This is a genomic window from Actinoplanes sp. TBRC 11911 (genome assembly GCF_012933445.1).
Taxonomy (GTDB): Bacteria; Actinomycetota; Actinomycetes; order Mycobacteriales; family Micromonosporaceae; genus Actinoplanes.
The window spans coordinates 62,516-85,624 of record NZ_JABBNC010000044.1; the positions used below are offsets into that span (position 1 = coordinate 62,516).

Consider the following 23,109-nt stretch of genomic DNA (forward strand, 5'->3'; position numbering starts at 1 on the left):
GGCCTAGAGTAGCTTCGCCTTTCGCAGGGCCTCGTCGGTCACCTCGGTGAGCAGCTCGTCCGGCAGGTCGGCGACCTCCTTGATCGGCATCCACCGGGCCTCGGAGGTGGAGCCGCCGACGTCCTTGACGATCACCTCGGTGGGCGCGTCGACGATCACCCGGTAGAAGGCACGGACGCCGTGCCAGTCGATCGGGTACCCCTCGGGGCCGAGTGAGGCCGCGTCCCGGTGGCTGGCCACGCCGAGCAGCTCGACCAGCCGGCCCGCCTGGCCGGTCTCCTCGACGAGCTCGCGGATCAGCGCGGTGCCGGGCTGCTCGCCGTAGTCGGTGCCGCCGCCGGGCAGGTGCCAGCGGCCCTCGCCGGGGTAGCCCGGGGCGATCCGGGTGAGCAGCAGGCTGGTCTCGTGCTCGTCGGTGGCGATCGCGTACGCCGCGAAGCGCTGCGCCCGGTAGAGACCGTCCGGCCCGGGATAGGCGTAGAACGACGGGAAGTCGGGCGCCTCCTCCGGCCGCAGGTCGGCCGATTCGCCGCTGAGCCCGAGCGCCGCCGCGGTGAACGGCCGGAGCCGGAGACGCTCGGCCTCCTCCAGGGTGTGCCACCGGGCCAGGTCGGTGGGGTGGCCGACCCGGTCGATCAGGGTGCCGCCGCGGATCGACACCGAATAGATCAGACGATCCGTGTGGATCGTGACGCCGCGGTGCGGCAGCGAGCGCATGTCGGCCAGGACGTCGCGGAGCCCGTCAACGGCGACGGACAGCCCGGTCTCGGCCGCGGTCTCGCGGACGACGGTGTGGTTCGGGTCCTCCCCGTGGTCGACTGCGCCGCCGGGGAGCGACCAGACGCCGGGGGTGCCGGAGCGGCTCGAAGCGCGCACGAGCAGCACGCGGCCGTCGTCGTCGATGGCGACGGCGTACGCGGCGATCCGGCGGAGTGGTTCCAGTGCGGGGGTCACGGCGGCATTCTGCCCGGAATATGTTACCTACAGAAAACGTCTGTCAGATTCCTGACACCTGAGTGAAGGCGCGTAATAGCAGATCAGCAGGGGTGTGAGCACGTGGTGCGTACGCTACGTGACTATCCGTACGGGTGAGATTTTCAGGGTCCGTATCCGGGCGTTCACCGAGGTTTCTGCGACCCGTTCCACGGCACTCTCGATGCATGACTGAGGTTCCGTACCGCCAACTTCTGCGTCCCCAGGACGACCGCATCGTGGCCGGCGTCTGCAGCGGCGTCGGGCGCTACTTCGGCGTCGACCCGGTGCTCATCCGGGTCGCGCTCGCGTTCTTAGCCGTGCTGACCTGGGGTACCGCGCTCATCGCGTACCCGATCATGTGGTTTCTGATGCCGGAAGAGCCGACGCCGGCGGCACCCGCCTGGCGCGATCCCTCGGATCCCACCTGGGGTCAACCACCGGCGGCCTGATGGCTCACTCCCACTCGATGGTGCCCGGCGGCTTGCTCGTGACGTCGAGAACCACCCGGTTGACCTCCCGCACCTCGTTGGTGATCCGGGTGGAGATCTTGGCGATCACGTCGTAGGGCAGCCGCGACCAGTCCGCGGTCATCGCGTCCTCGCTGGAGACCGGGCGCAGCACCACCGGATGCCCGTACGTGCGGCCGTCGCCCTGGACGCCGACGCTGCGGACGTCGGCCAGCAGGACCACCGGGAACTGCCAGACGTCGCGGTCGAGACCGGCCGCGGTGAGCTCCTCGCGGGCGATCAGGTCGGCGCCGCGCAGGATGTCGAGCCGGTCCCGGTCGACCGCGCCGATGATCCGGATCGCCAGGCCCGGGCCGGGGAACGGGTGCCGCTGCACGATCTCGTCGGGCAGGCCCAGCTCGGTGCCGAGCGCGCGCACCTCGTCCTTGAACAGCGTGCGCAGCGGCTCGATCAGCGCGAACTGCAGATCGTCGGGCAGGCCGCCGACGTTGTGGTGGGACTTGATGTTGGCGGTGCCGGTGCCGCCACCGGACTCCACCACGTCGGGATAGAGGGTGCCCTGCACCAGGAACTCGATGTGCCGCTCGGCGTCCAGCTCGCGGGCCGCGGCCTCGAACGTCCGGATGAACTCGCGGCCGATGATCTTGCGCTTCTGCTCCGGGTCGGTGACGCCCTCGAGGTGCCCTAGGAAGACGTCGGCCGCGTCGACCACCTTGAGCCGGATGCCGGTGGCCGCCACGTAGTCCTTCTCGACCTGCTCGGCCTCGCCCGCGCGCAACAGGCCGTGGTCGACGAACACGCAGGTCAGCTGGTCGCCGACGGCCTTGTGCACGAGCGCGGCGGCGACCGCGGAGTCGACCCCGCCGGACAGGCCGCAGATCACCTGCTTGTCGCCGACAAGCGAACGGATCGCGGTGACCTGGTCCTCGATGATGTTGGACGGGGTCCAGGTGGGCTCGATCCCGGCGATCTCGTAGAGGAACCGCTCGAGCATCCGCTGCCCGTCGGCGGTGTGCGCCACCTCGGGGTGGAACTGCACGCCGGCCCGCCGGCCGGTGAGGTCCTCGAAGGCGGCGACCGGCGCGCCCGGCGTCGAGGCGGTGACCGCGAACCCCTCCGGCGCCACCGCGACGCTGTCGCCATGGCTCATCCACACCGGCAGGTCGGCGGGCAGGTCACGCAACAGGGTGCCGCCCTGGGCGCTGAGCACCGTACGCCCGTACTCCCGCGCGCCGGTGTGCGCCACCGTGCCGCCGAGCGCCTGGGCCATCGCCTGGAACCCGTAGCAGATGCCGAAAACGGGCACGTCGTGGTCGAACAGACCGGCGTCGAGCGAGGGCGCGCCCGTCTCGTACACACTGGACGGTCCGCCGGACAGGATGATCGCCGCCGGGTTCTTGGCGAGCATCTCGGCCACCGGCATCGAGTGCGGCACGATCTCCGAGTAGACCCGCGCCTCGCGGACGCGGCGGGCGATCAACTGGGCGTACTGGGCGCCGAAATCGACGACGAGAACTGGGCGAGGTGTGCTCACCCTCCGAGTTTACTGAGTCCGCACGTCACGGCGGACGGCGGTCACGTTCCCGGCCCGGTCGTAGGCGCGCAGTTCGAGGCGCACGGTGGAGCTTTTGCCCGGTGTCTGCCACGTCAGGGCGTACGGGGAAGTGGTGTCGGTGCTGACCAGCTTGCCGGCGGCGTACAACTGGACCTTGGCCACGCCGTGCTGGTCCGCGGCCGCCGCCGTGATCGTCACGCGACCGCGCGCGACCGCCGGAACCCCGACAAAAGCCACCGCCGGGCGGGTCACGTCGCCGGCGAACGGCAGCGCGTTCATCGCGGCGAGCGCGTCGATCCGGCCGGACGGGCGCACCTTCGAGGCGATCAGCGCGGCCCGGATCTGCGCCGCCGTGGGAGCCGGATCGGTCGAGGCGAGCAGCCCCGCGACGCCCGCCACGAACGGGGTCGCCGACGAGGTGCCGCAGTAGTCGCCGATCACGCCGGACGGCTGCTGCGCCACGTTGCAGCCGGGCGCCGCGACATCCACCCAGCTGCCGTAGTTCGACCAGGCATACCGCTTGTCGGCCTGATCGACACCGCCGACCGCGAGCACCGACGGGAACGCCGCCGGGAAGTGCACGGCCGACTTGCCACTGTTCCCGGCCGCGGCGATGACCAGCGAACCCTTTCCTTGCGCGTACGCCACGGCGGCGCGCAACGCGGCATCGTCCTCCGCCGCACCCAGGGACAGGCTGATGATCGTCGCGCCGTGATCGGCCGCGTACCGGATCCCCGCCACGATCTTGTCGTAGCCGCCCTCACCGTTCGCGTTCAGCACCTTGACCGGCAAGATCCGGCAGGCCCAGCAGACGCCCGCGACACCTTTGCCGTCGTAGCCGGAGGCCGCGATCACGCCGGCCGCCATCGTCCCGTGCCCGTTGTCGTCGGCCGCGTTGGTGTCGCCGTTCACGAAGTCGTATCCGGGCAGGACGCGCCCGGCCAGGTCGGACACGGGGCTGACACCGGTGTCCACCACCGCGATCACGACGCGGCCGTTGCCCTTGCCGGCCGACCATGCCTCGTTCACCCGGGTCTTGGTCAGTCCCCATTGACGCACGTAGCCGGGATCGTTCGGGCGGATGGCATCGGCGTGCGCCACGGCGGACCGCGCCGGAACCACCAGTGCCGCGCCCACCAGCACCGCCGCGATCAGACCCCGCATGCCCACCCCCGATGAGAAAGCCGGCTTCGAGGCCGGTCCCCTCACGTTCGGCGCGGCGTGGCACCGTTCCGGTGATGTCCGGGAGTGATCGGGTTGCGGGATTGAGCGGGTCCTTTACTGTTCCGCTGTGCAATCCAACAAGCTGGGTCTCTGGGTCGGCGGCGCCGTCGTCGTCGCGCTGCTCGCCGGTGGCGGCATCGCGTGGGCGGTGACATCGCGGCCGAGCCACCGGACGGCCGGCCCGGCACCGTCCTCGGCAGCGCCGGTGGTCGCGGAAACCCCGACCACACCGCCGCCCTCGCCGGGCGCCGACATCACCGGGCCGCTCGACCTGCTGATCCTCGGGGTGGACACGCGCGTCTCGGTCCCGGACTGGGAGCCGCACTCGGACGCGATCATGCTGCTGCACGTCGAGCCCGGCCTGAAATCGTCATACCTCTATTCCTTACCGCGCGATCTGCGGGTCAAGATGCCGAAGTTCCCCAAGGCCGGGTTCCCCGGCGGGACGTACAAGATCACCGAGGCGATGGGCCGGGGCTCACGGGTGCCGGGCTCGGAAAAGCACGACGTGGCCCAGGGCTACGAGCTGCTCACCAAGTCGCTCAGCGCGTACACCGGCATCAAGCAGTTCCAGGCCGGCGTGATCCTCAACTTCGGCGGCCTGCAGAAGCTGACCGACGCGCTCGGCGGGGTGGACCTGGTCATCGACCAGAAGGTGTCGTCGCATCACCGCAAGCCGGACGGCTCGTTGCGGCCGCTGAAGCCGGGCGGCGGCGACTACACCGGACCGCAGGCGGTGTATCAACCCGGCAAGCGGCACCTGGTCGGCTGGCAGGCCATCGACTACGCCCGCCAGCGGTACGGGCTGCCGGACGGCGACTACGACCGGCAGCGGCATCAGCGCCAGCTGGTGAAGGCGCTGCTGGGCAAGGCGATGGACGAGGGTCTGGTCGCGGACCAGACCAGGCTGCAGAGCATCATGGACGCGCTCGGCGATTCACTGGTCTATGTGGGCGGACGGCAGCCGCTCGAGTACGCCTACGCGCTGCGCGACCTGACGCCGGCCGACATCACGCTCGTCGGCCTGCCCGGTTCCGGTGTCGGCAGTGGCGGTTCCTACCTGGGCGAGCAGCTCACCGCGGAGGGCAAGGGCTTCCTCAAGGCCGTTACCGCGGGCCAGATCGAGCAGTATCTTGCTAAACACCCCAAGCTGATCAATAAGGTCTAGCTAGGGCTTTGCCGGCTTTTCGCCGCTGTAGAGCCACGCGTTGAACAGCGGATCGAGGTCCTTGCCGGAAAGCTGCTCGGCCAGCCTCTTGAGATCGTCGGTCGTCGCGTTGCCGTCGCGATGATCGGCGGTCCACCGGTGGAGCAACTGATCGAAGGCCGCGTCGCCGATGGTCTGGCGCAGCGCGTAGACGGTCATGCCACCGCGGGTGTAGACGGCGTCCCCGAAGAGCCGGTTCACGCCCGGATCGCCGGCCTTCTCCCCCTGACCCCAGGCGAAGCTCGCGTACGCGTCGTCGAAGCTCTGCCGCACGGTGGAGGTGCCCTCGTGCTCGGCCCACAGCCACTCGGCGTAGGTCGCGAAGCCCTCGTTGAGCCAGATGTCCTTCCACCGGGTCAGCGCCACGCTGTCGCCGAACCATTGGTGGGTGAGCTCGTGCGCCACCACCCGATCGTTCTGCCCCTGCGTGAAGAAGGCCTGCCCGTAGACCGGACGGGACTGCGTTTCCAAGGCGTACGCGATCCGCGAGTCGTCCAGCGCCACGCCCCCGTACGCGTCGAAGGGGTACGGCCCGAACCTGGTCGCCAGGAAGTCGGCGATCTCGCCGGTGCGGTTGAGTGACTTGGCCGCCCCACTGCCCGGGCCGAGGGAGTCGGCCAGCGCGATCACCATGGGCTTGCCGTCGTGGGTGGACGTGCTGACCTCGTACTGTCCGATCACGACCGTGGACAGGTAACTCGCCATCGGCGACGACTCGCTCCAATGCCACGTCGTCCAGCCGCCGGCCCGCTGCTGAGCGCCGGGCACGCCGTTGCTGATCACCTCGAGGCCGTCCGGCACGGTCATGGCCAGGGCGAAGGTCGCCTTGTCCGACGGGTGGTCGTTCACCGGATACCACGTGCTCGCGGATTCCGGCTGGCCGAGTGCGATCGCCCCGTCGCCGGTGCGCAGCCAGCCGCCCTCGCCGAGGCTCTGGTTGCCGATCTGCCCGGGTTTACCGGAGTAGTCGACGATGACGGTAAATTTCCGGCCTTTCGTGATACCGGCCGACGGAGTGATCATCAGTTCCGCGTCCTGCTGCTTCACGGTTGCGGCGCGTCCGTCTATCTGGACATTTCGGACGGTCATCCGGGCCAGATCGAAGTCAAATCGCGACAGGTCCTGAGTGGCCGTCGCGGTGATCGTCGCAGTGCCGCCCAGCTCGCCCGATTTGGGATCATATTTCAGCTTAAGGTCGTACCCGGCCACGTCGTAGCCACCGTTGCCGTACTTCGGAAAGTAGGGATCCCCGGCCCCCTCGGCACCGGCATGGAACGCCGCAGGGCTCGACGGCGCCAGGGGACTCGAAGACGCCGGAGGGCTCGAAGACGCCGCCGGCCGGGGCTCCGAAGAGCACCCGGCCAGCACGATCACAACTGCGAGTAACCCGGCCCGCCTCATAGGGCCGAGGCTACTTGTCCAAAACGAGCGCGACCTTCTGGAACTCCTTGACGTCGCTGTATCCGCACTTCGCCATCGCGCGGCGCAGCCCGCCGAACAGGTTCAGCTGGCCGTCCGGGTGGTCGGCCGGCCCGAACAGCAGCTCCTCCAGCGTGCCCTCCGGGTCGCCGGCGACCCCGAACCCGCCGCGCGGCAGCGACGGGTGACTCGCCGACGAATGCCACCATGCGCCACCGGCCGGGGCGCCCTCGGCCAGCGACAGCGGCTCGCCGAGCATGACCGCGTCGGCGCCGCAGCCGATCGCCTTCGCGATGTCGCCGGATGTGCTGATCCCGCCGTCCGCGATGAGGTGCACGTACCGTCCGCCGGTCTCGTCCAGGTAGTCGCGGCGGGCGGCGGCCGCGTCGGCGATCGCGCTCGCCATCGGCACCCGGATACCGAGAACGGTGTCGGTGGTCGACCACTCGTCCGCGCCGACCCCGACGATGACGCCGGCCGCACCCGTGCGCATCAGGTGCAGCGCGGTCTTGTAGTCGGTGCAGCCGCCGACGATGACCGGCAGGTCCAGGTCGGCGATGAACTCTTTGAGGTTCAGCGGCTCGTCGGTGGTCGAGACGTGCTCGGCGCTCACCAGCGTGCCCTGGATGACCAGCAGGTCCACGCCGGCGTCCAGCACCACCGGGGCGAGCGCGAGGGTGTGCTGCGGCGACACCCGCACGGCGACGGTGACGCCGCCGTCCCGGATCGTCTTCACCCGCTCGGCGATCAGCTCCGGCTTGATCGGCTCGGCGTACACCTCCTGCAGGCGCGGCGTGGCGTCCACGTCCTCGCCCAGCGCGGCCAGCTCTTCAAGGATCTTGGTCGGGTCCTCGTAGCGGGTCCACAGGCCCTCGGCGTTGAGCACGCCCAGGCCGCCGAGGCGGCCCAGGGCGATCGCCGACTGCGGGCTCATGGTCGCGTCCGACGGGTGCGCGACGCAGGGGATCTTGAAGGGATAGGCGTCGACGCGCCACTCGGTGGACACGTCGTCCACGTCGCGGGTGCGCCGGCTCGGGACGATGGCGATGTCGTCCAAGTGGTAACCGCGCTGAGCGGTCTTGCCTAGACCGATCTCCACGACGTCACGCATGGCTTCTGCTTTCTCGGAATCAGCGGGAGTGGTAGTTAGGGGCCTCGGTGGTCATCTGGATGTCGTGCGGGTGGCTCTCCTTGAGGCCCGCGGCGGTAATCCTGATGAGCTGCCCGCGCTCCTGCAAGTCGGGGATCGTCTCGGCGCCCGCGTAACCCATCGCCAGGCGCACGCCGCCGACCAGCTGGCCGACCACCCGGGACAGCGGCCCACGATAGGGCACCTGGCCCTCGACGCCCTCGGGCACCAGCTTCTCCTCCGGTACGTCGTGCTGGAAGTAGCGGTCCTTGGAGTAGGACTTGGCCTGGCCACGCGACTGCATGGCACCCAGCGACCCCATGCCACGGTACGACTTGTACTGCTTGCCGTTGACGAAAATCAGGTCGCCGGGGCTCTCCTCGGAGCCGGCCAGCAGCCCGCCCAGCATCACCGTATCGGCGCCGGCCACGATCGCCTTGGCGATGTCGCCCGAGTACTGGATGCCGCCGTCGCCGATCACCGGCACGCCGGCCGGGCGGCAGGCCCGCGCGGCCTCCATGATCGCGGTGATCTGCGGGACGCCGACGCCGGCCACGATCCGGGTGGTGCAGATGGCGCCCGGCCCGACGCCGACCTTCACCGCGTCCGCACCGGCCTCGGCCATCGCCTTGGCGCCCGCGTAGGTCGCCACGTTCCCGCCGATGATGTCGGTCGCGGTGTCGCGCTTGAGCCGGGCGATCATCTCGAGCACCTGGCGCTGGTGACCGTGCGACGTGTCCACGATGATCGCGTCGACGCCCGCGTCGATCAGGCCCCGGGCCCTCTTGTACGCGTCGTCGCCGACCCCCACCGCGGCCGCCACCCGGAGCCGGCCCTGCGGGTCCTTGGTGGCGTCCGGGAACTGCTCGGACTTTGTGAAGTCCTTGACCGTGATCAGGCCGCGCAGCCGGTTGCCGTCGTCGACCAGCGGCAGCTTCTCCACCTTGTGCTGCTGGAGCAGCGCGAGCGCGGCGTCCTTGGTGACCCCGACCGGGGCGGTGACCAGCGGCATCTTGGTCATGACGTCGCGGACCTTGGCGTCCGAGTCGCTGATGAAGCGCATGTCCCGGTTCGTGACGATGCCGACCAGGGTGCCGTCGGCGTCCACCACCGGGACGCCGGAGATCCGGTACCGCCCGCAGAGCGCGTCGACCTGCCGGAGCGTGTCGTCGGGGCTGCACGTGACCGGGTTGGTGATCATGCCGGACTCGGAGCGCTTCACCAGGTCGACCTGGGCGGCCTGGTCCTCGGGCGCGAGGTTGCGGTGCAGGACGCCGATGCCGCCCTCGCGCGCCAGGGCGATCGCCATACGCGCCTCGGTGACCGTGTCCATCGCCGCGGAGAGCAGCGGAATGCGCAGCTCGATGTTGCGAGTCAGCCGCGTGTTCGTATTGACCCGGCTGGGCACGATATCCGATTCACCGGGTTGCAGAAGCACGTCGTCAAAGGTCAGGCCAAGAGGAACCAAACGGGCGGACTCAGTCTCCACGGAGCTTCCCTTACTGCAGGAGGACGGATGTTTCATCGTACCCATCCGCCGAGGGTGGCCTCCGGTGGCGGACCGGGCGTGCGGGCCAGCACACATCGGCCTGAGGTGAGTACCGTAAGGGGGTGCAAGAAGAGCCGATCGACCCGTTCAACGGCGACCCCGCCGACCCGGCCGCCGGACTCGACGACCTCAACGAGGACGCCGAGAACGACCCGCTGACCGAGGCCGAGCGGCAGGACGTCCTCGAGGACTTGTCCGACCTGGAGATCTACCAGGCCCTGCTGAGTCCGACGGGCATCCGCGGCCTGGTCATCGAGTGCGAGGACTGCCACGAGCCGCACTACTTCGACTGGGATCTGCTCAGGGGAAATCTGCGCCATCTGCTGAGCAGCGGGCGGCCGCGCGTGCACGAGCCGGCCTACGATCCCGACCCCGATCACTACGTGACGTGGGAGTACGCGAGGGGTTACGCCGACGGCGTACATGACACGTTGACCGAGGGATCGGACGACGGTGATGAGGGGGCGTAAGTAAGCCCCCTCATCCAGAGAAACACCTATTTATGCGACCAGCCCGGCTCGGAAGCCGGCGGCCACCGCGTGCGCGCGGTCCCGGGCGCCCAGCTTCCGGAAGAGTCGCCGGGCGTGCGTCTTGACCGTGTCCTCGGAGACGAAGAGCTCCCGCCCGATCTCCGCGTTGCTCTTGCCGTCCGCCATCCCGCGCAGCACCTGAAGCTCGCGCTCGGTGAGCGTGAGCCGCCGCCCGGTCGGGGCCTGCTCCGCGACACCGACCTGGCCCTCGTTGCCCGGCCAGGACACCATCGGGCGGCCCGTCACCGGGTCGATCGGCGCGTCGCCGCGCTGCGCCGGAACCATCGGCGAGTTCGGCAGCATGGCCGGCACGGCGGCCGCGTTCGGCGACCCCATCCCCATCCCGTTCTGGTAGGCGCCGCGCCCGGCCGGCGAGTTGTTGTTGCGCGCTCCCCCGGCCACGGTGGCCGGCTGAGCGTTGGTGCCGTTGATCGGCATCCCCTGCGGGCGTACCGGGAGAAGCAGTAGGAGCAGCGCCTTGGCAACGACGCTGACCAGGTCATGCTCGACGCCACGGATGACACCGCGGGCGCCGGCCGCGACGGCCGCCGCGGCGACCCGCGGATCCTCGGCACCGAAGAGCACGACCTGCGCCTGCGGCGCGCGGGCTAGGACGCGGCGGGTGAAACCGACGCTGTCCGGACGGGTCACGGCGGTATCGGCCAGGATTATCTCGGCCGGCCGTTCAGCGAGGCGGATCATGGCCTCGGTCTCGCTGACCGCGGTCCGGACGACGCCGGTCATGCCGAGCCGGGCCGCGGTGGACGCGACGGTCTGGGCCGCCAGCGGGGTTCGGACGCACACGAGGACGGTACGCACAGTGATCCTCCTTCTCTCTCAGAGGAGATCACGCGAGGGCCGCAGCATTACGCGCTTTAGATGGAAAAAATGGGAAAGATCGGTATGAGTTGCTTGCCCGATGTCATGCGACTTCCGAAGACATCGAAGTGTCGGGTGTGAGCCTCGGATCACCGGGGTACCACCGCGACAGGCCTGAGCAAAGGCCGGACTCCGCGGTGCCGCGCGACTGGAGGGTGCTTGATGTCGAACGTTCGCAGACTGCCCGGGCCCATCGCCGACCTGTGGGACTGGCAGCGACACGGGCTGTGCCGAGGCCGGGACAGTGCTCAGTTCTTCCACCCGGACGGTGAGCGCGGGTCGTCCCGCAACCGCCGGGAAGCAAAGGCCAAGGCGATGTGCGCCGCCTGCCCGGTTCGGGCGGAATGCGCCGCGCACGCCCTGGCCGTACGCGAGCCGTACGGGGTCTGGGGAGGTTTCAGCGAAGCGGAGCGGCTGCGGCTGCTCGCCGTCGGCTGGGAGGACCTCGCCGACCGGCATCACGGACGCGTCGACCTTGCTCGTCTCGAGGCTCGCCTGGGACGACCCCACAAATCGGCGGTGCCCACGCAACGGCACTCGCCGGCCGCCTGACCCGGCGCGGCACCCGGTATCACGATGAGGACCCGGTCCCCGGTGGGGGGCCGGGCCGCGTTGCTTCGCGGCTTTTCAACAACCGCATTGGCTGACATGCAAGCCACCGTATGAGCGACTTGCGAAATCAAGACGGACCGGCAGTGCGGCCTTCAACTATTAACTAATCGACCTCGACCTGGATCGAATGCCACCCCGTGGCCCCGTCCGGGAACTCGTCAGCGGGGGTGCTCGTCTGGGTCGCGCCGGTCGTGTCGGTCGCCCGGACCGTCAGCGTGTGCGTGCCTTTCGGAGCGGCCCAGGGGAAGGTCCACTCGCGCCAGGTGTCGCTGGAGACGGTCGCGGCAAGCGTCGCGGGCTGCCACGCCCCGTCGTCGACGCGCACCTCCACCTTGGCGATCCCGCGCTGCTGCGCCCACGCGACACCGGCCACCATCACCGTCCCGGCCTGCCGATTCGAGCCGTCGCGCGGCGCGTCGATGCGGGACTCCGTCTTGATCGGCGCCTGCTGCGCATAACCGCGGCGCACCCAATACGAGTCGAAGTCGGAGAATCGGGACAGCTCGATCTCGGTGATCCACTTGCAGCCGCTCACATAGCCGTACAAACCCGGCACCACCATGCGTACCGGGAAACCGTGTTTCACCGGTAGCGGCTCCCCGTTCATCCCCACCACGAGCAGCGCGTCCCGCCCGTCGGTCAATGCCGCCGTCGGGGTACCGCACGTCCACCCGTCCACCGATCGTTGGATCACCTGATCGGCGCCGGGCAGCACGCCGGCCTCGTCGAGCAGCTCCTTGATCGGCGTGCCCAGCCACAACGCGTTCGAAACGAGATCCCCGCCGACCTCGTTCGACACGCAGGTCATCGTGATGTAGCGCTCGATCATCGGCCGCTGCAGCAGCTGATCCCAGCTCAGCGTGATCGGGTTCCGCACCATCCCGTGAATGCGCAATTCCCAGGTCGAGGGATCCACCTGCGGGGGATAAAGCGAGGTGTCGATCCGGTAGAAGTCGTTGTTCGAGGTCACGTAGGGCACCGCGCCGGGCGCCTGCACTCCGGCCGGCAGCATCGGCGGGCTCTGCCGCGGCGCCGGCAGCACGACGGCGTTGCGCTCGGCGGTCACCGCTCGCCGCGCGGTCAGCAGCCGCCCGCCGAACCCCGCGACCACCGCACCCACCGCCAACGTCCCGGAGACCTGGAGAAATCGGCGCCGGCTTTCTTGGCTGTACGCGACGGGCCAGGCACCCGGCCCCGGAAACTCGGGTTCGTCGTGGTCCGGGCCGTCCGCGGCCGCCGGGCGGATCTGCGTGGTTGAGCTCAGAGCGCCGCCCCTGCCCGCTGCGACGCCGGCCGTCGCCGGTCGCCGCGCACCGATCGCCGTGGCCGTGTCGGTCGCCCCGGCCAGCCCGAGCAGATAGCGCAGCACCAGCACGGACAGCCCCGCACCGACGATCGTCGGCAGCCAGGCGAACGCGCTCGCATCGTGGCGGGTCATGGCGGACGCCACCCCGATGGCGGCGAACAGCCCGATCCCGGCAAGCGCCTGCCACCACCGGCGTAACGCGAGGACCCCGACGCCGTACGAGTAGACGCCCAGCAGAACCGCCGTGCCGACGATCAGCGCCGTCTTGTCGTGCACCCCGAAGATCTGGATGCCGCCACTCTTGACCGACTCGGGCACGTTGTCGACCACCACGCCACCGACCGCCAGCAGCGGCGACGACAACGGCCCGCTGACGACCGCGACGATCTCGGCCACGCCGACGGCGACCCCGGCCGCCACCACTCCGGACAGGCCCGCGCGAACCGATAACTTCACGCTTCAAGAATGCGCGTGATCCACCCAGCCTGCGAGGGACACAACCCCTTCGTAAGAACTCAGAACACCAGATGGCGCGCTCGCCGCCAGAGCCACCACCCGCAGAGGGCCGCGGCGGCACCGAAAATCGCCACCAAGGTCACCGTGCCGGCCGGGTCGGAGGACGACGTGATGCCGGTCGCTCCGGCCACGGTGACGACGGCCAGGAAGACGAAGAACACCAACGGCATCGCCGCGTACCTCGCGGTGGCGATCCACTGCGCGGCCAGAGATCCACGCGGCCATGCCGGTCCGCCCCTGGGCCCCGCGGCGTCGGCGGGAACCGGCGCGGCGACAAACCCAGCCCATTCCGGGTTGGTGCCGACCGGCGCCGTCAGCAGCCCCGCGGCGTCCGCGTCGAGGGCCACCGCCGCCACGTCGTCGCGGGTGACGCCGACCGAGGCGTCCGCGGGCGGCTCATCCAGGTCGCCGGCCGAGGCGTCTGCGGGCAGCTCGTCCGGGTCGATCCGCCCGGCCCGCAGCCCGGCCAGGACGTCCACGAACCCGCCCAGCAGCGCCCCCGACCGGCCGCCCGCCGCGTCCGCCACGGCGATGATCCGGGCGCTGCCGTCGGTCCGCGGTTCGTACTCGACCCGTACCTGCTCGGCTTCGTCGCGCAGTTCCCGGGCCATCCGGCGGCCCAGCACGGCCGCGAAGACCTCGGCCGCCGGCGTCGCTGGGACGACGGTCTCCCAGGTCAGGCCCGGAACCCGTCCAGGCACCCAGGTGGCGCGACCGCTCGGCGAGTCCGGAGCCGGCCCGCCGTCGATCTCGAAATTTTCGCTCATCGCCCGGCTCCCGCCACCAGCGGAAGGGCCCGGCGCAGGGCATGCCAGGCCCGCCTGCCCTTCGCGTTCGTCCAGGTCAGCCCGCCGGCCCCGGGGCTCAGCGCGAGCAGCCGGTAACGTCGGACGACGGTCGCCGGCTGGTTTCCGAGATAGCCGAAGATGGGTCGGTTCGCCAGCGGTCCGAGCATCCGGAAGGCCGTCGCCGCCGACCGGTGGTCACCCTGCAGGCTGAACACCACGGCGAAGGCGCTCACCACACCCACCCAGCCGTGCCGACGCGCGAAGTCCGGATGCCCGACCGACCACAGCGCGGCCTCGGCCACCTCCTGGCGTACCGCGGGCGACTCGATGTAGTCCTGGTCGTGCGGGGGCGCCAACGACAACCAGCGTTCCAGGTGCGCGACCGGAATCAGCACCGCGTTCGGTCCGCCGGGCGGTTGCGATCGCATGGCCGTACGGGCGAACTCGAACGCCCGCGTCCAGGTCCCACCCCATTTGGGGAGAACCTGCTGGAGCATGTGGAGCTGGCCGGGCAGGTGGTTCGGGTCGATCGCGGCAAGGCGCCGGTAGCGGCGCCAGGCCTCGTCCTGCCCGAGTTCGAGCCCCCGTGCGGTGGCCAGCCGAGCCGTCCAGATCGCCGGGTCGTCGGGACGCCGGCCGGCGCCGGCGATCAGGACTCGCTCGGCTTCCTTGAGGCCCTGATGGAATGCCCGGAATCGCCGCGGCCCGACCAGGGGTGCGGCCAGATCGGTGCGGACCGTCCACGCGGCCTCGACGAGGTGGAACCCGAGCAGTGCGGCGGCCGTCGGGTCGCCGGCCGGTGACTCGCCAAGCGGTTCGGCCAGTCCGGGTGTCGCCGCCACGTCGATCAGCAGCCCGGTCCGGTCGGCCCCGGCCAGCCGGTCCACGATCGTGGCGACCGCCGCCCAGTCCCGCCCGCGGACCGCGTCGCGCAGCTCGCCCACCTGCGGATACGCGTCATCCGGAGCGAACCGGACCGGCCACGTCATCGCATCGCCCGGATGACGGCGCGGGCCCGGCGGGCGTAGCGGGCGGCTGCCACGAGCAGAATGCCGAAGGCCGCGACGCTCTGCAGCGCTCGATCACCGGTGAAGCCGACGACGGCGATCCCGATCGCCAAGGCCAGGCAGGCGAGCGAGAGCATCGCCGACGGCAGGATCAGCTTGAGGATCGCGACGTGGGGCACCCGCAGGCGCGCACGAAGCCGGCGCCGCCACGGCACCCGGGCCGGACTGGGGATCATGTCGGGCGATCGGGGCGGCATATCGACACGCAGGTCATCCGGCACGCGGCGGTCGACGGCGGTCATCGCGGCGGACAGTCCACGATAGAGGGACGGTTCGATGCTCACCGCGATGGCGTCGTGCCCGATCAGCCTGCGGCCGCCGTCGGGCCACGCGAGCATGGCGGCGAGCGCGTCGAAGCGTACGGTCGCAAACTCGCCGTGATCGGCCAGGGTGACCCCGTCGGAGCCGATGATCAGACGGCGGTCACCGTCCGGCCGGCCGCGGTATGCGGTGCCGTCCACCGCTTGCTCCGAGCGCGTCGGCGCCGCGGCATATCCGGCCCACGCCGGACCCGGGACCACCGGGGTCAGAAGCAAACCCTTGCCGTACGCCTCGGCCGCCCTCTCCACCATGTCGTCACGGGTCACCGCGCGGGTCTGTGCCAGCACCTCGTCGAGCTGCTCGATCTCGTTGCCGACCAGCAGGTTGAGCGCCTGCCCCGGCAGCCGGCCACCGTTCTTCTCGGCCTGGCTCAGGTCGTCGCAGCGTTTCCCGAGCACCGCGGTCACCTCGTCCTCGGTGATCCGGCCGACCCGCAGCGCGGCCATCAGATCCACGAAGCCGCCGAGCAGGGCGCCCTGCTTCTCCGGCAGCGCGTCCGCGATCGCGGTGACCAGCACGGTGTCCGCCGTGAGCAGTTCGCTCGAGACGCCGACCGTGTACGAGAGGCCGGCCTCCTGCCGCAGCTCCCGGAACATCCGGCGCTCCACCATGTCGGCGAAGACGGCCGACTCGGTGTCGCGCGGCAGCACGGTGTCCCAGCCGAGCGCGTTCGACGGGCTCGCGAAGAACGCCGGGGTCCGCGGCAGGGCCGAGGACGGCTGCGGTAACGGCATCCGCGCCCCCGCCGGCAGGTCCAGCCGCAGCCCGGTCGGCACGGCGTCGCCGACCACCCAGAGCACGGCGTTCTCCCGGGTGAAGTAGCGCGACGCCCAGGACCGGAGATCGTCCTCGGTGATCGACTGCAGTCCCCACTCCGGATAGCCGGACAGGCCGAAGTCGCGCGCGCCGTGCCGCCACAGTCCCAGCCCGTCGCCCACGCTGGTGCCGCGACCGCTCGCCTCGGTGCGCAGGATCTCCTTCTCGGTCGCCACCCGTGTCATCGGCAGGTCGCGCAGCGAGGCGCAGACGCCGGTGAGGAAGGTGGCGATCTCCTCGGAGTCGCCCTGCGTGTGGAACAGCGTGTACGCATTGCCGGTCACGCCGTTGTAGTGGTAGTCGGTGGCCCCGAACGAGAACAGGGCGAGGTGCTCGACCAGGTGGGTGATGCCCTTGCGGGCCAGCGTCTCGTCGGCCTGTCCGACCCGGAAGACCAGGCCGGCCCGCATCGGCCCGTCGGCGGGGGCCAGCAGCGTGGGTACGCCGTCGACCTCGTGCTGCTCGATCATCCGATCCCCGCTCTCCGGCGGCGTTCCCGGACGACAGCCGCCGGGTCGCCCAGGTAATCCCACGGTCGTTTGGTGGCGAACCCGCCCAGCGCGGCGAACACCCGTTCCGCCGCCGGCTGGTCGTCCGCCAGGCTGAACACCATCGCGAAGGTGCTCAACACCCGCACCCACCCGTGCGCACGACCGAAGCCGGCGTGCCAGATGGACGTTTGTGCCGCCTCGTGCAGCTCGGCGATCACCTCGGCCGAGCGCATGTACGCGTCGCTGCCGTTCGCGTCCACCCATCGCTCCAGGTGCGCCTCGGCGACCAGCACCGCATTCGGCGATCCCGGCGGCGCGGCCCGCATCGCGTCTCGCGCGAAGGTGAACGCCGTCTCCCAGGTGCCGCCCCACTTCGGGCACAGCTGCTGCAGCAGGTGTTCCTGCGCGGGCAGATGGTTCGGCTCGACCGCGCTCAGCCGGTCGTATCGGCGCCGCGCCTCGGGTTGTCCCAGTTCGAGGCCGCGCGCGGTCGGCATCCGGGCCGTCCACATTGCCGCATCCGCGGGATTACGGGCGGCGCCGTCGACGAGGACCTCCTCGGCCGCGGCCAGCATCTCGTGGAAGGCCCGGAACTGGTCCCGGCCGACGAACTGGGCCTGTTTCCGGCTCCGGATCTGCCACGCCACGGTGGTCAGATGGGAGCCGAGCATGGCCGCCGCCGCGCCGTCGTCCGGGGCCTCGCGCAGCACGCCGCGCAGAAAACCGTCGAGATCGCTCTGTTCGCCGCCCAGCACGATCAGGCGCGTGCGAGCCGTGGCCGGGGCGGCATCCAGCACCGTGCGGCAACCCGCCCAGTCCCGCCGGGTCAGAGCCGAGATCAGGGGCGTGACCTCGGCGTACATCAAAGCTGGGTCGAAGATCAGGGTGGACATGGTTCCCTTCAGCGGCCGTAGACGCGTCGAGCACAGCGATGGATGGCGAAGCCGCAGACCACCAGCCCGGCCGCGAAGATCGCCATCAGCACGCCGTTGTAGACCGGGTCCTCGCCCTCGGTGATGAACAGCAGCAACCCGAAGGCGGCCATCGCACACAGCAACGCGAGCGGGATCAGGACGATCAGGCCGACGACGGCGCCTACCCGGTCCCGCGGCGCCCTACGTTCGCGCACCGCGACGGCCGGGGGCTGCGGGATGCCGTCCGGGTCGCGGGCCGGAAGGTCCACCCGCAGGCCGGCCGGGATGTGCTCGTCCAGCCGGGTCACCGCGGCCCGCCCGTCCGCGTACAAGGTGGGTTCGACCGTGACCACCATGGCGTCGTGCCCGACGAGTTGCCGGCCGCCGTCCGGCCACGCGAGCACGATCGAGCAGGCGTCGAAGCGTACGGTCGCCGTGGTGTCCGAGGAAGTTCTGCTGACCCCGTCCGCACCGATGATCAGATGGTCGCGCGGTTCGGCCAGGGCTGCGTACGAGGTCCCGTCGACCGTGTGGTCGGAGAAACCCGGCGCCGCCGCGTAACCGGCCCAGTCCGCGCGCGTCCCCGGCGTGCGCAGCAGACCGGAGGCGACGGCCGCCGCCGCGACATCGGCCACCTCGGCCACGGTGACCGCCCGCACTTCGTCGATCATCTCGGCGACGTCCCGCACCGGGGCACCGACCAGGAGGTTCAGCGCCTGCCCGGACACTGTCGCGCCGCGACGGGCCGCCTCTTCGAGCCCCTCGACCCGCTGCTTGACCACCGCGGCCAGGTCCGTCTCGTGGATCCGCCCGGCGCACATCGCGTCCAGCACGCCGGTGAACGCGCCGACCAGCTCGCCCTGTTTCTCGGGCAGTGCGTCGGCGACCGCGGTGACCACGGCCCGTTCCGCGCCGAGCGTGTCGTAATCGGTCGTCACCGTGTAGGAGAGCCCGCTCTCCTGGCGCATCTCCCGCCGCATCGCGCGTTCCAGCACGTCGGCGAAGACCGGCGCGGCGGCACCGCGGGGCACCAGCGCGTCCCACACCAGAACGCCGCTCGGCCCGGTGAACCAGGCTGGTGTCTCGGGCAGCGCCGACGACGGTGTGGGCAGGGCCCGCCGCTCGCCGTTCGGCAGCATCAGCTTGAGTCCCTCGGGAACGTGATCGCCGGCCACCCAGAGGACCGCGTTCTCCTTGGTGAAGTAGCGCGCCACCCACTCGTGCAGCTCATCCTCGGTGACCGCCGCGAGTCCCCATTCCGGATAGCCGGGCATCCCGTAGTCGCGGGCGCCGTGCCGCCACATCGGAAGGTCGTCGGCTATCCGGGCGCCGCGTCCGTTCGCCTCGGCGCGCAGCAGGTCCTTCTCGATCGCGAGCCGGTGCATGGGCAGCTCGAGCAGCGACGAGCACACACCACTGAGGAAGCTCGCCACGTCCTCGTCGCTGCCGTGCATGTCGAACAGCGTGAACTCGACGCCGGTCGCGCCGTTGTAGTGGTAGTCCGCGACACCGGCCGAGTACGGGGCGAGGTGTTCGACCAGGTGGGTGATGCCGCGCCGGGCCAGCGGCTCGTCCACGAAACCGACCCGGAAGGCCAGTCCCGCACGCGTCTGGCCGGACCCCGGGGCGAGCAGGGCCGGCACCCCGTCGACGTCGATGCGCTCGATCATCGCGTGCCGACCGTCGGCGTGAATCGGTAGCACTCGACGGTGGCGGGGGCGGGCACGGCGCGAAGCATAAATGATCGTGATCATGGGCTTCGCCCCGCGCCCGTCTCAGCTCAGCAACGGATCTTCCAGCAGCCGCTCGAAGGCCAGCTCGGCCGCACCCATCAGCGCGGCGTCGTAGCCGAGCTCCGGCGTCCGCAGGCGGATGTGCTCGCGGGCCGCCGGCAACGCGATCGCGGTCAACCGGCTGCGAATCTGGGCCGCCGCCACCAGGTAGACGTCGCGCAGCGTGCCGCCGAAGATGACCGCCTCCGGGTTGAAGATGTTGACCAGGTTGCCCACCCCGAAGCCGATCCACTCACCGACCTCGCGCACCGCGAACTTGGCCTGGCTGTCGCCGCGCATGGCCGCGTCGACCACATTCAGCACCGCCTGGCGGCCGCTCTCCTCGCTGCGGCCGGCGTGTTTGAGCAGCGCGTACTCGCCGATCTCGGTCTCCCAGCAACCCCGCGAGCCGCAACTGCACTCCCGGCCGTACGGGTTGACGACCATGTGGCCGACCTCGCCGCCGTACCCGCCGTGACCCGCCACCCGTCGGCCGTCCGCGATGATCCCGGCACCGACGCCGACATCCCCGTACAGGTAGATGACGTTGTCGCTGCCGACCGCGGCGCCGCGACTGTGCTCGACCAGCGCGCAGACGTCGGCGTGGTTGCCCACGGTCAGTTTCTCGCCGTCGTCGAGTTCGGCCGTCAGGGCGGCACCGACCGGTTCCTCGACCCAGCCGATGGTGGGTGCGAGGCGGACCACGCCGTCGTCGCGCCGGACCATGCCGGCCACCGCCACACCGGTGCCGATGTAGCGGGCGTCGTCGGGCGCACCGGCGCGCATCTCGCGGACGAACTTGGCCAGCGGCTGGACCGCGTCGAGCGCCTGCATACCGCGCGGGCGTTCGATCTCGCGGCGGTCCAGGATCCGGCCGCCCAGCCCGACCCGGGCCGCACGCAGCCGGTCCACCTCGATGCTGAGCGCGTACGCGTACACCTTGGAAGACTCGGGCCGGACGACCAAGGACGGTCGCCCGGCCCGGCCGGTTTCGCGTGGTGCCGCCTCGCTGACCAACCCCGCGGTGGTCAGCTCGGCGGTCAAGGCCCCGATGGTGCTCCGGTTGAGCCCGAGCCTGGTGGTGAGCTCCGCCCGGGTCGTCGCGCCATGCAGGTGCACATAGCGGAGAAGCGTCCCGAGATTGTGCCGGCGAACCTCTTCCTGGCTGGGGGCGGCCCGCATCAGCGTGCCGTCCCCGTCGCCTGGACCGTGGCACTCATCGGGTGCCGGCGGCTGCCGATCTGCGCCTCGCCAGGGCGTCGATGCTGGCGGCGACCAGCAGGATCGCGCCGGTGACGATGTACTTCGTGCCGGCCTGGTAGCCGAGCAGGCCCATGCCGTTGTCGATGACCGCGATCACGGCGCCACCGATGATCGCGTGGATCACCTTGCCGCGGCCACCGAAGAGGCTGGTGCCACCGATGACGGCCGCGCCCACCGAGTAGAGCAGGATGTTGCTACCACCGGTGTTGGGGTCGACGGAGTTGGCCCGGCTGACCGCCATGATGCCGCCGATGGCGGCCATGAACGAGCCGATCACGAAGACCGAGATGCGGATCCGGTCGACCGGGATACCGGCCCGGCGGGCGGCCTCGGAGTTGCCACCGACCGCGTAGACGTGCCGGCCGTAGGCGGTGCGTCCGAGCACGAACGTCCAGATGATCAGGAACCCGGCGATGATCGGAACGACGATCGGAACGCCCTTGACCGAGGTGATCGCCGGGTTGACCGCACGCTGCTGGGTGAGCGCGAAGGTCGCCAGGAGGATCACGACACCGAGCGCGATCACGCGGATCGCCACCACGCCCATCGGATCGGTGACCAGGCCCGCCTTCGCCCGGCTCCGCTGCTTGTTGAGCTGGACGAGCAGGTAACCGACGACCGCGGCGACCGCGAGGATCCAGCTCCACAGCACCGACAGGTTGCCGTTGTTGAGCTTGACCACGAACGAGTCGGTGATCGTGATGTTGGTGCCGCCGCCGAGGAGCACCAGCAGCAGGCCCTGGAAGCCGAGGAACGCGGCCAGGGTGACGACGAACGACGGGATACCGATCTTGGCGACCAGGAAGCCGAGGACCCAGCCGATGACCAGGCCGGTGACCAGGGCGGCCGGGATCGCGCCGTACCAGGGCCAGTCGTGCTTGGTGAGCAGGATCGCCATGATCGCGCCACACACGCCGGACGCGAAGCCGGCGGACAGGTCGATCTCGCCCAGCAGCAGGACGAAGACCAGGCCCATCGCGATGAAGACGACCTGCGCGGCCTGGTTGAACAGGTTCGCGAAGTTCAGCGCGCTGAAGAAGGTGTCCTGGGAGATGCCGAAGATCAGGCTGAGCACGATGAGGCCGAGGACGGCCGGAAGCGTGCCTAGGTCACCGGCGCGAATCTTGCCCCAGTAGTCGTTGAAATAGCGTCCGACGGAGGGTTTGGCGACCTTGATGCCGCCTGCCGTCGTGGTCTCGTCGGGGGTCGTGGTGGTCACTTCTCGCCTCCGGGCGTGATGTCGATCGCCGCGTCGGCGAATTCGGCCGGCTTCTCCGGCGGAAGTCCCATGTCGCCGCTGCGTCCCGAGGTGATCAGCTCGACGACCTGCGCGTGCGTGACGTCGGTGGTCTTCACCTGAGCGGCCATCCGGCCGAGGTAGAGCGTTGCGATGTGATCGGACACCGCGAAGACGTCGTTCATGTTGTGCGAGATGATCAGTACGCCGAGGCCGTTGTCGGCCAGCCGGCGGACCAGTTCGAGCACCTGAGCGGTCTGCGCCACACCGAGTGCGGCGGTCGGCTCGTCCAGGATCACGACCTTGCTGTTCCAGAGCACGGCCTTCGCGATCGCCACGGTCTGTCGCTGTCCACCGGAGAGGCTCGCGACTAGCTGCCGCAACGACTTCACGGTGCGCACCGAGAGGCTGGCGAGAGTGTCCCCGGCCATCTGCTCCATGGTTGCTTCGTCGAGGACGATTCCCTTTTTCTTCTCGCGGCCCAGGAACATGTTCTGCACAATGTCCAGATTGTCCGCGAGTGCGAGGTCCTGGTACACGACCTCGATGCCCAGCGCTGCTGCGTCGCGCGGGCTGTGAATCGTCACGGGGTTGCCCCCGAATGAGATGGATCCCGAGTCGATCGTGTAGATACCGCTGATGCACTTGACCAGCGTCGACTTACCCGCGCCGTTGTCACCGACGAGCGCGGTGACCTCACCCGGATAAACGGCGATGCTGACGTCGTGCAGGACCTGTACGGGACCGAAGCCTTTGTTGATCCCTTTGAGTTCCAAGAGGGGTGTGGCGGCCACGGTGGTTCTCCTTCGTTAGTGACCGTTGGTCGTCCTGGCAACGCCATGGCGACGGAGGGGGGTGACCTGACTCCGGCGCCGCCCACACCCGTGACCGGGTGCAGGCGGCGCCGTCGAAACAGATCGGGCCATGCCCGAATATTGCCTCAGGTCAGTTGATGCCCGCCGCCGTGCATGCCTGGGCGAACGCCGCGGTGCAGACCTCGGCCTTCGTGACGAAGCCATCGGCGATCACGTTCTTGACCTGGTCCTTCATCACCGACTGCGGGTCGAGGAGA

General features: G+C 70.2%; 20 protein-coding genes and 1 pseudogene. 4 read left to right on the top strand and 17 right to left on the bottom strand.

Translation table 11 applies throughout. The annotated features are described in order from the left end of the window. Nucleotides 1–3: 3 nt before the first annotated feature. Complete coding sequence (locus tag HH310_RS38365) at nucleotides 4–954, bottom strand: NUDIX hydrolase (RefSeq protein ID WP_169180668.1); 951 nt, start codon at nucleotides 952–954, stop codon at nucleotides 4–6. A gap of 206 nt (nucleotides 955–1,160) precedes the next feature. On the opposite strand from HH310_RS38365, the gene HH310_RS38370 reads away from it, so the two are divergent. Continuing rightward, nucleotides 1,161–1,424, top strand: a complete 264-nt coding sequence (locus HH310_RS38370; RefSeq protein ID WP_169180669.1) for a PspC domain-containing protein — start codon at nucleotides 1,161–1,163, stop codon at nucleotides 1,422–1,424. A 4-nt stretch (nucleotides 1,425–1,428) separates the two neighbouring features. On the opposite strand, the gene guaA is transcribed toward HH310_RS38370, so the two are convergent. Further along, entirely contained in the window at nucleotides 1,429–2,976 is a 1,548-nt protein-coding gene (guaA, locus tag HH310_RS38375; RefSeq protein ID WP_169180670.1) for a glutamine-hydrolyzing GMP synthase, read from the bottom strand. A gap of 9 nt (nucleotides 2,977–2,985) precedes the next feature. Then, nucleotides 2,986–4,161, bottom strand: a complete 1,176-nt coding sequence (locus HH310_RS38380; protein WP_169180671.1) for a S8 family serine peptidase — start codon at nucleotides 4,159–4,161, stop codon at nucleotides 2,986–2,988. 127 nt (nucleotides 4,162–4,288) lie between these two features. On the opposite strand from HH310_RS38380, the gene HH310_RS38385 reads away from it, so the two are divergent. After that, complete coding sequence (locus HH310_RS38385; RefSeq protein ID WP_169180672.1) at nucleotides 4,289–5,389, top strand: LCP family protein; 1,101 nt, start codon at nucleotides 4,289–4,291, stop codon at nucleotides 5,387–5,389. Here HH310_RS38385 and HH310_RS38390 read toward each other — a convergent pair whose 3' ends face one another. From HH310_RS38390 to guaB, 3 genes are read right to left on the bottom strand one after another with little or no spacing between them, the layout of a single operon-like run. Further along, nucleotides 5,390–6,829, bottom strand: coding sequence for a M1 family metallopeptidase (locus HH310_RS38390; protein ID WP_169180673.1), 1,440 nt, complete (start codon nucleotides 6,827–6,829; stop codon nucleotides 5,390–5,392). Between the two features lie 10 nt (nucleotides 6,830–6,839). Beyond that, nucleotides 6,840–7,958, bottom strand: a complete 1,119-nt coding sequence (locus HH310_RS38395) for a GuaB3 family IMP dehydrogenase-related protein (RefSeq protein WP_169180674.1) — start codon at nucleotides 7,956–7,958, stop codon at nucleotides 6,840–6,842. A gap of 19 nt (nucleotides 7,959–7,977) precedes the next feature. Next, complete coding sequence (gene guaB / locus HH310_RS38400; RefSeq protein ID WP_248294839.1) at nucleotides 7,978–9,501, bottom strand: IMP dehydrogenase; 1,524 nt, start codon at nucleotides 9,499–9,501, stop codon at nucleotides 7,978–7,980. An 86-nt stretch (nucleotides 9,502–9,587) separates the two neighbouring features. Between guaB and HH310_RS38405 the strand changes: the two genes are divergently transcribed. Then, nucleotides 9,588–9,995, top strand: a complete 408-nt coding sequence (locus tag HH310_RS38405) for a DUF5319 domain-containing protein (RefSeq protein ID WP_169180676.1) — start codon at nucleotides 9,588–9,590, stop codon at nucleotides 9,993–9,995. A gap of 30 nt (nucleotides 9,996–10,025) precedes the next feature. Here the strand turns inward: HH310_RS38405 and HH310_RS38410 are convergent, their stop codons facing one another. After that, nucleotides 10,026–10,874 carry a response regulator transcription factor gene (locus HH310_RS38410; RefSeq protein ID WP_169180677.1) on the bottom strand — a complete coding sequence of 283 codons (849 nt, stop codon included), beginning with the start codon at nucleotides 10,872–10,874 and terminating at the stop codon, nucleotides 10,026–10,028. A 222-nt stretch (nucleotides 10,875–11,096) separates the two neighbouring features. Here HH310_RS38410 and HH310_RS38415 point away from each other — a divergent pair, with 222 nt between their 5' ends. Then, nucleotides 11,097–11,486, top strand: a complete 390-nt coding sequence (locus HH310_RS38415) for a WhiB family transcriptional regulator (RefSeq protein WP_169180678.1) — start codon at nucleotides 11,097–11,099, stop codon at nucleotides 11,484–11,486. 163 nt (nucleotides 11,487–11,649) lie between these two features. Here HH310_RS38415 and HH310_RS38420 read toward each other — a convergent pair whose 3' ends face one another. From HH310_RS38420 to HH310_RS44500, 10 genes and pseudogenes are all read right to left on the bottom strand, one after another. Next, the gene (locus HH310_RS38420; RefSeq protein ID WP_169180679.1) at nucleotides 11,650–13,308 is read right to left on the bottom strand and encodes a molybdopterin-dependent oxidoreductase; all 1,659 of its coding nucleotides are present in this window, start codon (nucleotides 13,306–13,308) and stop codon (nucleotides 11,650–11,652) included. Nucleotides 13,309–13,367: 59 nt separating this feature from the next. After that, nucleotides 13,368–14,135 carry a hypothetical protein gene (locus HH310_RS38425; RefSeq protein ID WP_169180680.1) on the bottom strand — a complete coding sequence of 256 codons (768 nt, stop codon included), beginning with the start codon at nucleotides 14,133–14,135 and terminating at the stop codon, nucleotides 13,368–13,370. Beyond that, nucleotides 14,132–15,145, bottom strand: coding sequence for a hypothetical protein (locus tag HH310_RS38430; RefSeq protein WP_169180681.1), 1,014 nt, complete (start codon nucleotides 15,143–15,145; stop codon nucleotides 14,132–14,134). The genes HH310_RS38425 and HH310_RS38430 overlap by 4 nt, the downstream gene beginning before the upstream one ends. Next, the gene (locus HH310_RS38435) at nucleotides 15,142–16,830 is read right to left on the bottom strand and encodes a pitrilysin family protein (RefSeq protein WP_169180682.1); all 1,689 of its coding nucleotides are present in this window, start codon (nucleotides 16,828–16,830) and stop codon (nucleotides 15,142–15,144) included. The genes HH310_RS38430 and HH310_RS38435 overlap by 4 nt, the downstream gene beginning before the upstream one ends. Next, complete coding sequence (locus HH310_RS38440) at nucleotides 16,827–17,744, bottom strand: hypothetical protein (RefSeq protein ID WP_169180683.1); 918 nt, start codon at nucleotides 17,742–17,744, stop codon at nucleotides 16,827–16,829. The genes HH310_RS38435 and HH310_RS38440 overlap by 4 nt, the downstream gene beginning before the upstream one ends. Nucleotides 17,745–17,752: 8 nt before the next feature. Continuing rightward, nucleotides 17,753–19,435 (bottom strand): insulinase family protein, encoded by a 1,683-nt coding sequence (locus HH310_RS38445; RefSeq protein WP_211193151.1) that lies wholly within the window; start codon nucleotides 19,433–19,435, stop codon nucleotides 17,753–17,755. Nucleotides 19,436–19,540: 105 nt separating this feature from the next. Beyond that, nucleotides 19,541–20,719 carry an ROK family transcriptional regulator gene (locus HH310_RS38450; protein WP_169180684.1) on the bottom strand — a complete coding sequence of 393 codons (1,179 nt, stop codon included), beginning with the start codon at nucleotides 20,717–20,719 and terminating at the stop codon, nucleotides 19,541–19,543. A gap of 34 nt (nucleotides 20,720–20,753) precedes the next feature. After that, the gene (locus HH310_RS38455; RefSeq protein ID WP_169180685.1) at nucleotides 20,754–22,019 is read right to left on the bottom strand and encodes a sugar ABC transporter permease; all 1,266 of its coding nucleotides are present in this window, start codon (nucleotides 22,017–22,019) and stop codon (nucleotides 20,754–20,756) included. Further along, on the bottom strand, nucleotides 22,016–22,831 hold the full coding sequence (locus HH310_RS38460) for an ATP-binding cassette domain-containing protein (RefSeq protein WP_169180686.1): 816 nt from the start codon (nucleotides 22,829–22,831) through the stop codon (nucleotides 22,016–22,018). Before HH310_RS38460 ends, HH310_RS38455 begins: the two co-directional genes overlap by 4 nt. 151 nt (nucleotides 22,832–22,982) lie before the next feature. Further along, nucleotides 22,983–23,109 (bottom strand): annotated as a pseudogene (locus HH310_RS44500) (sugar ABC transporter substrate-binding protein); the annotation flags it as partial.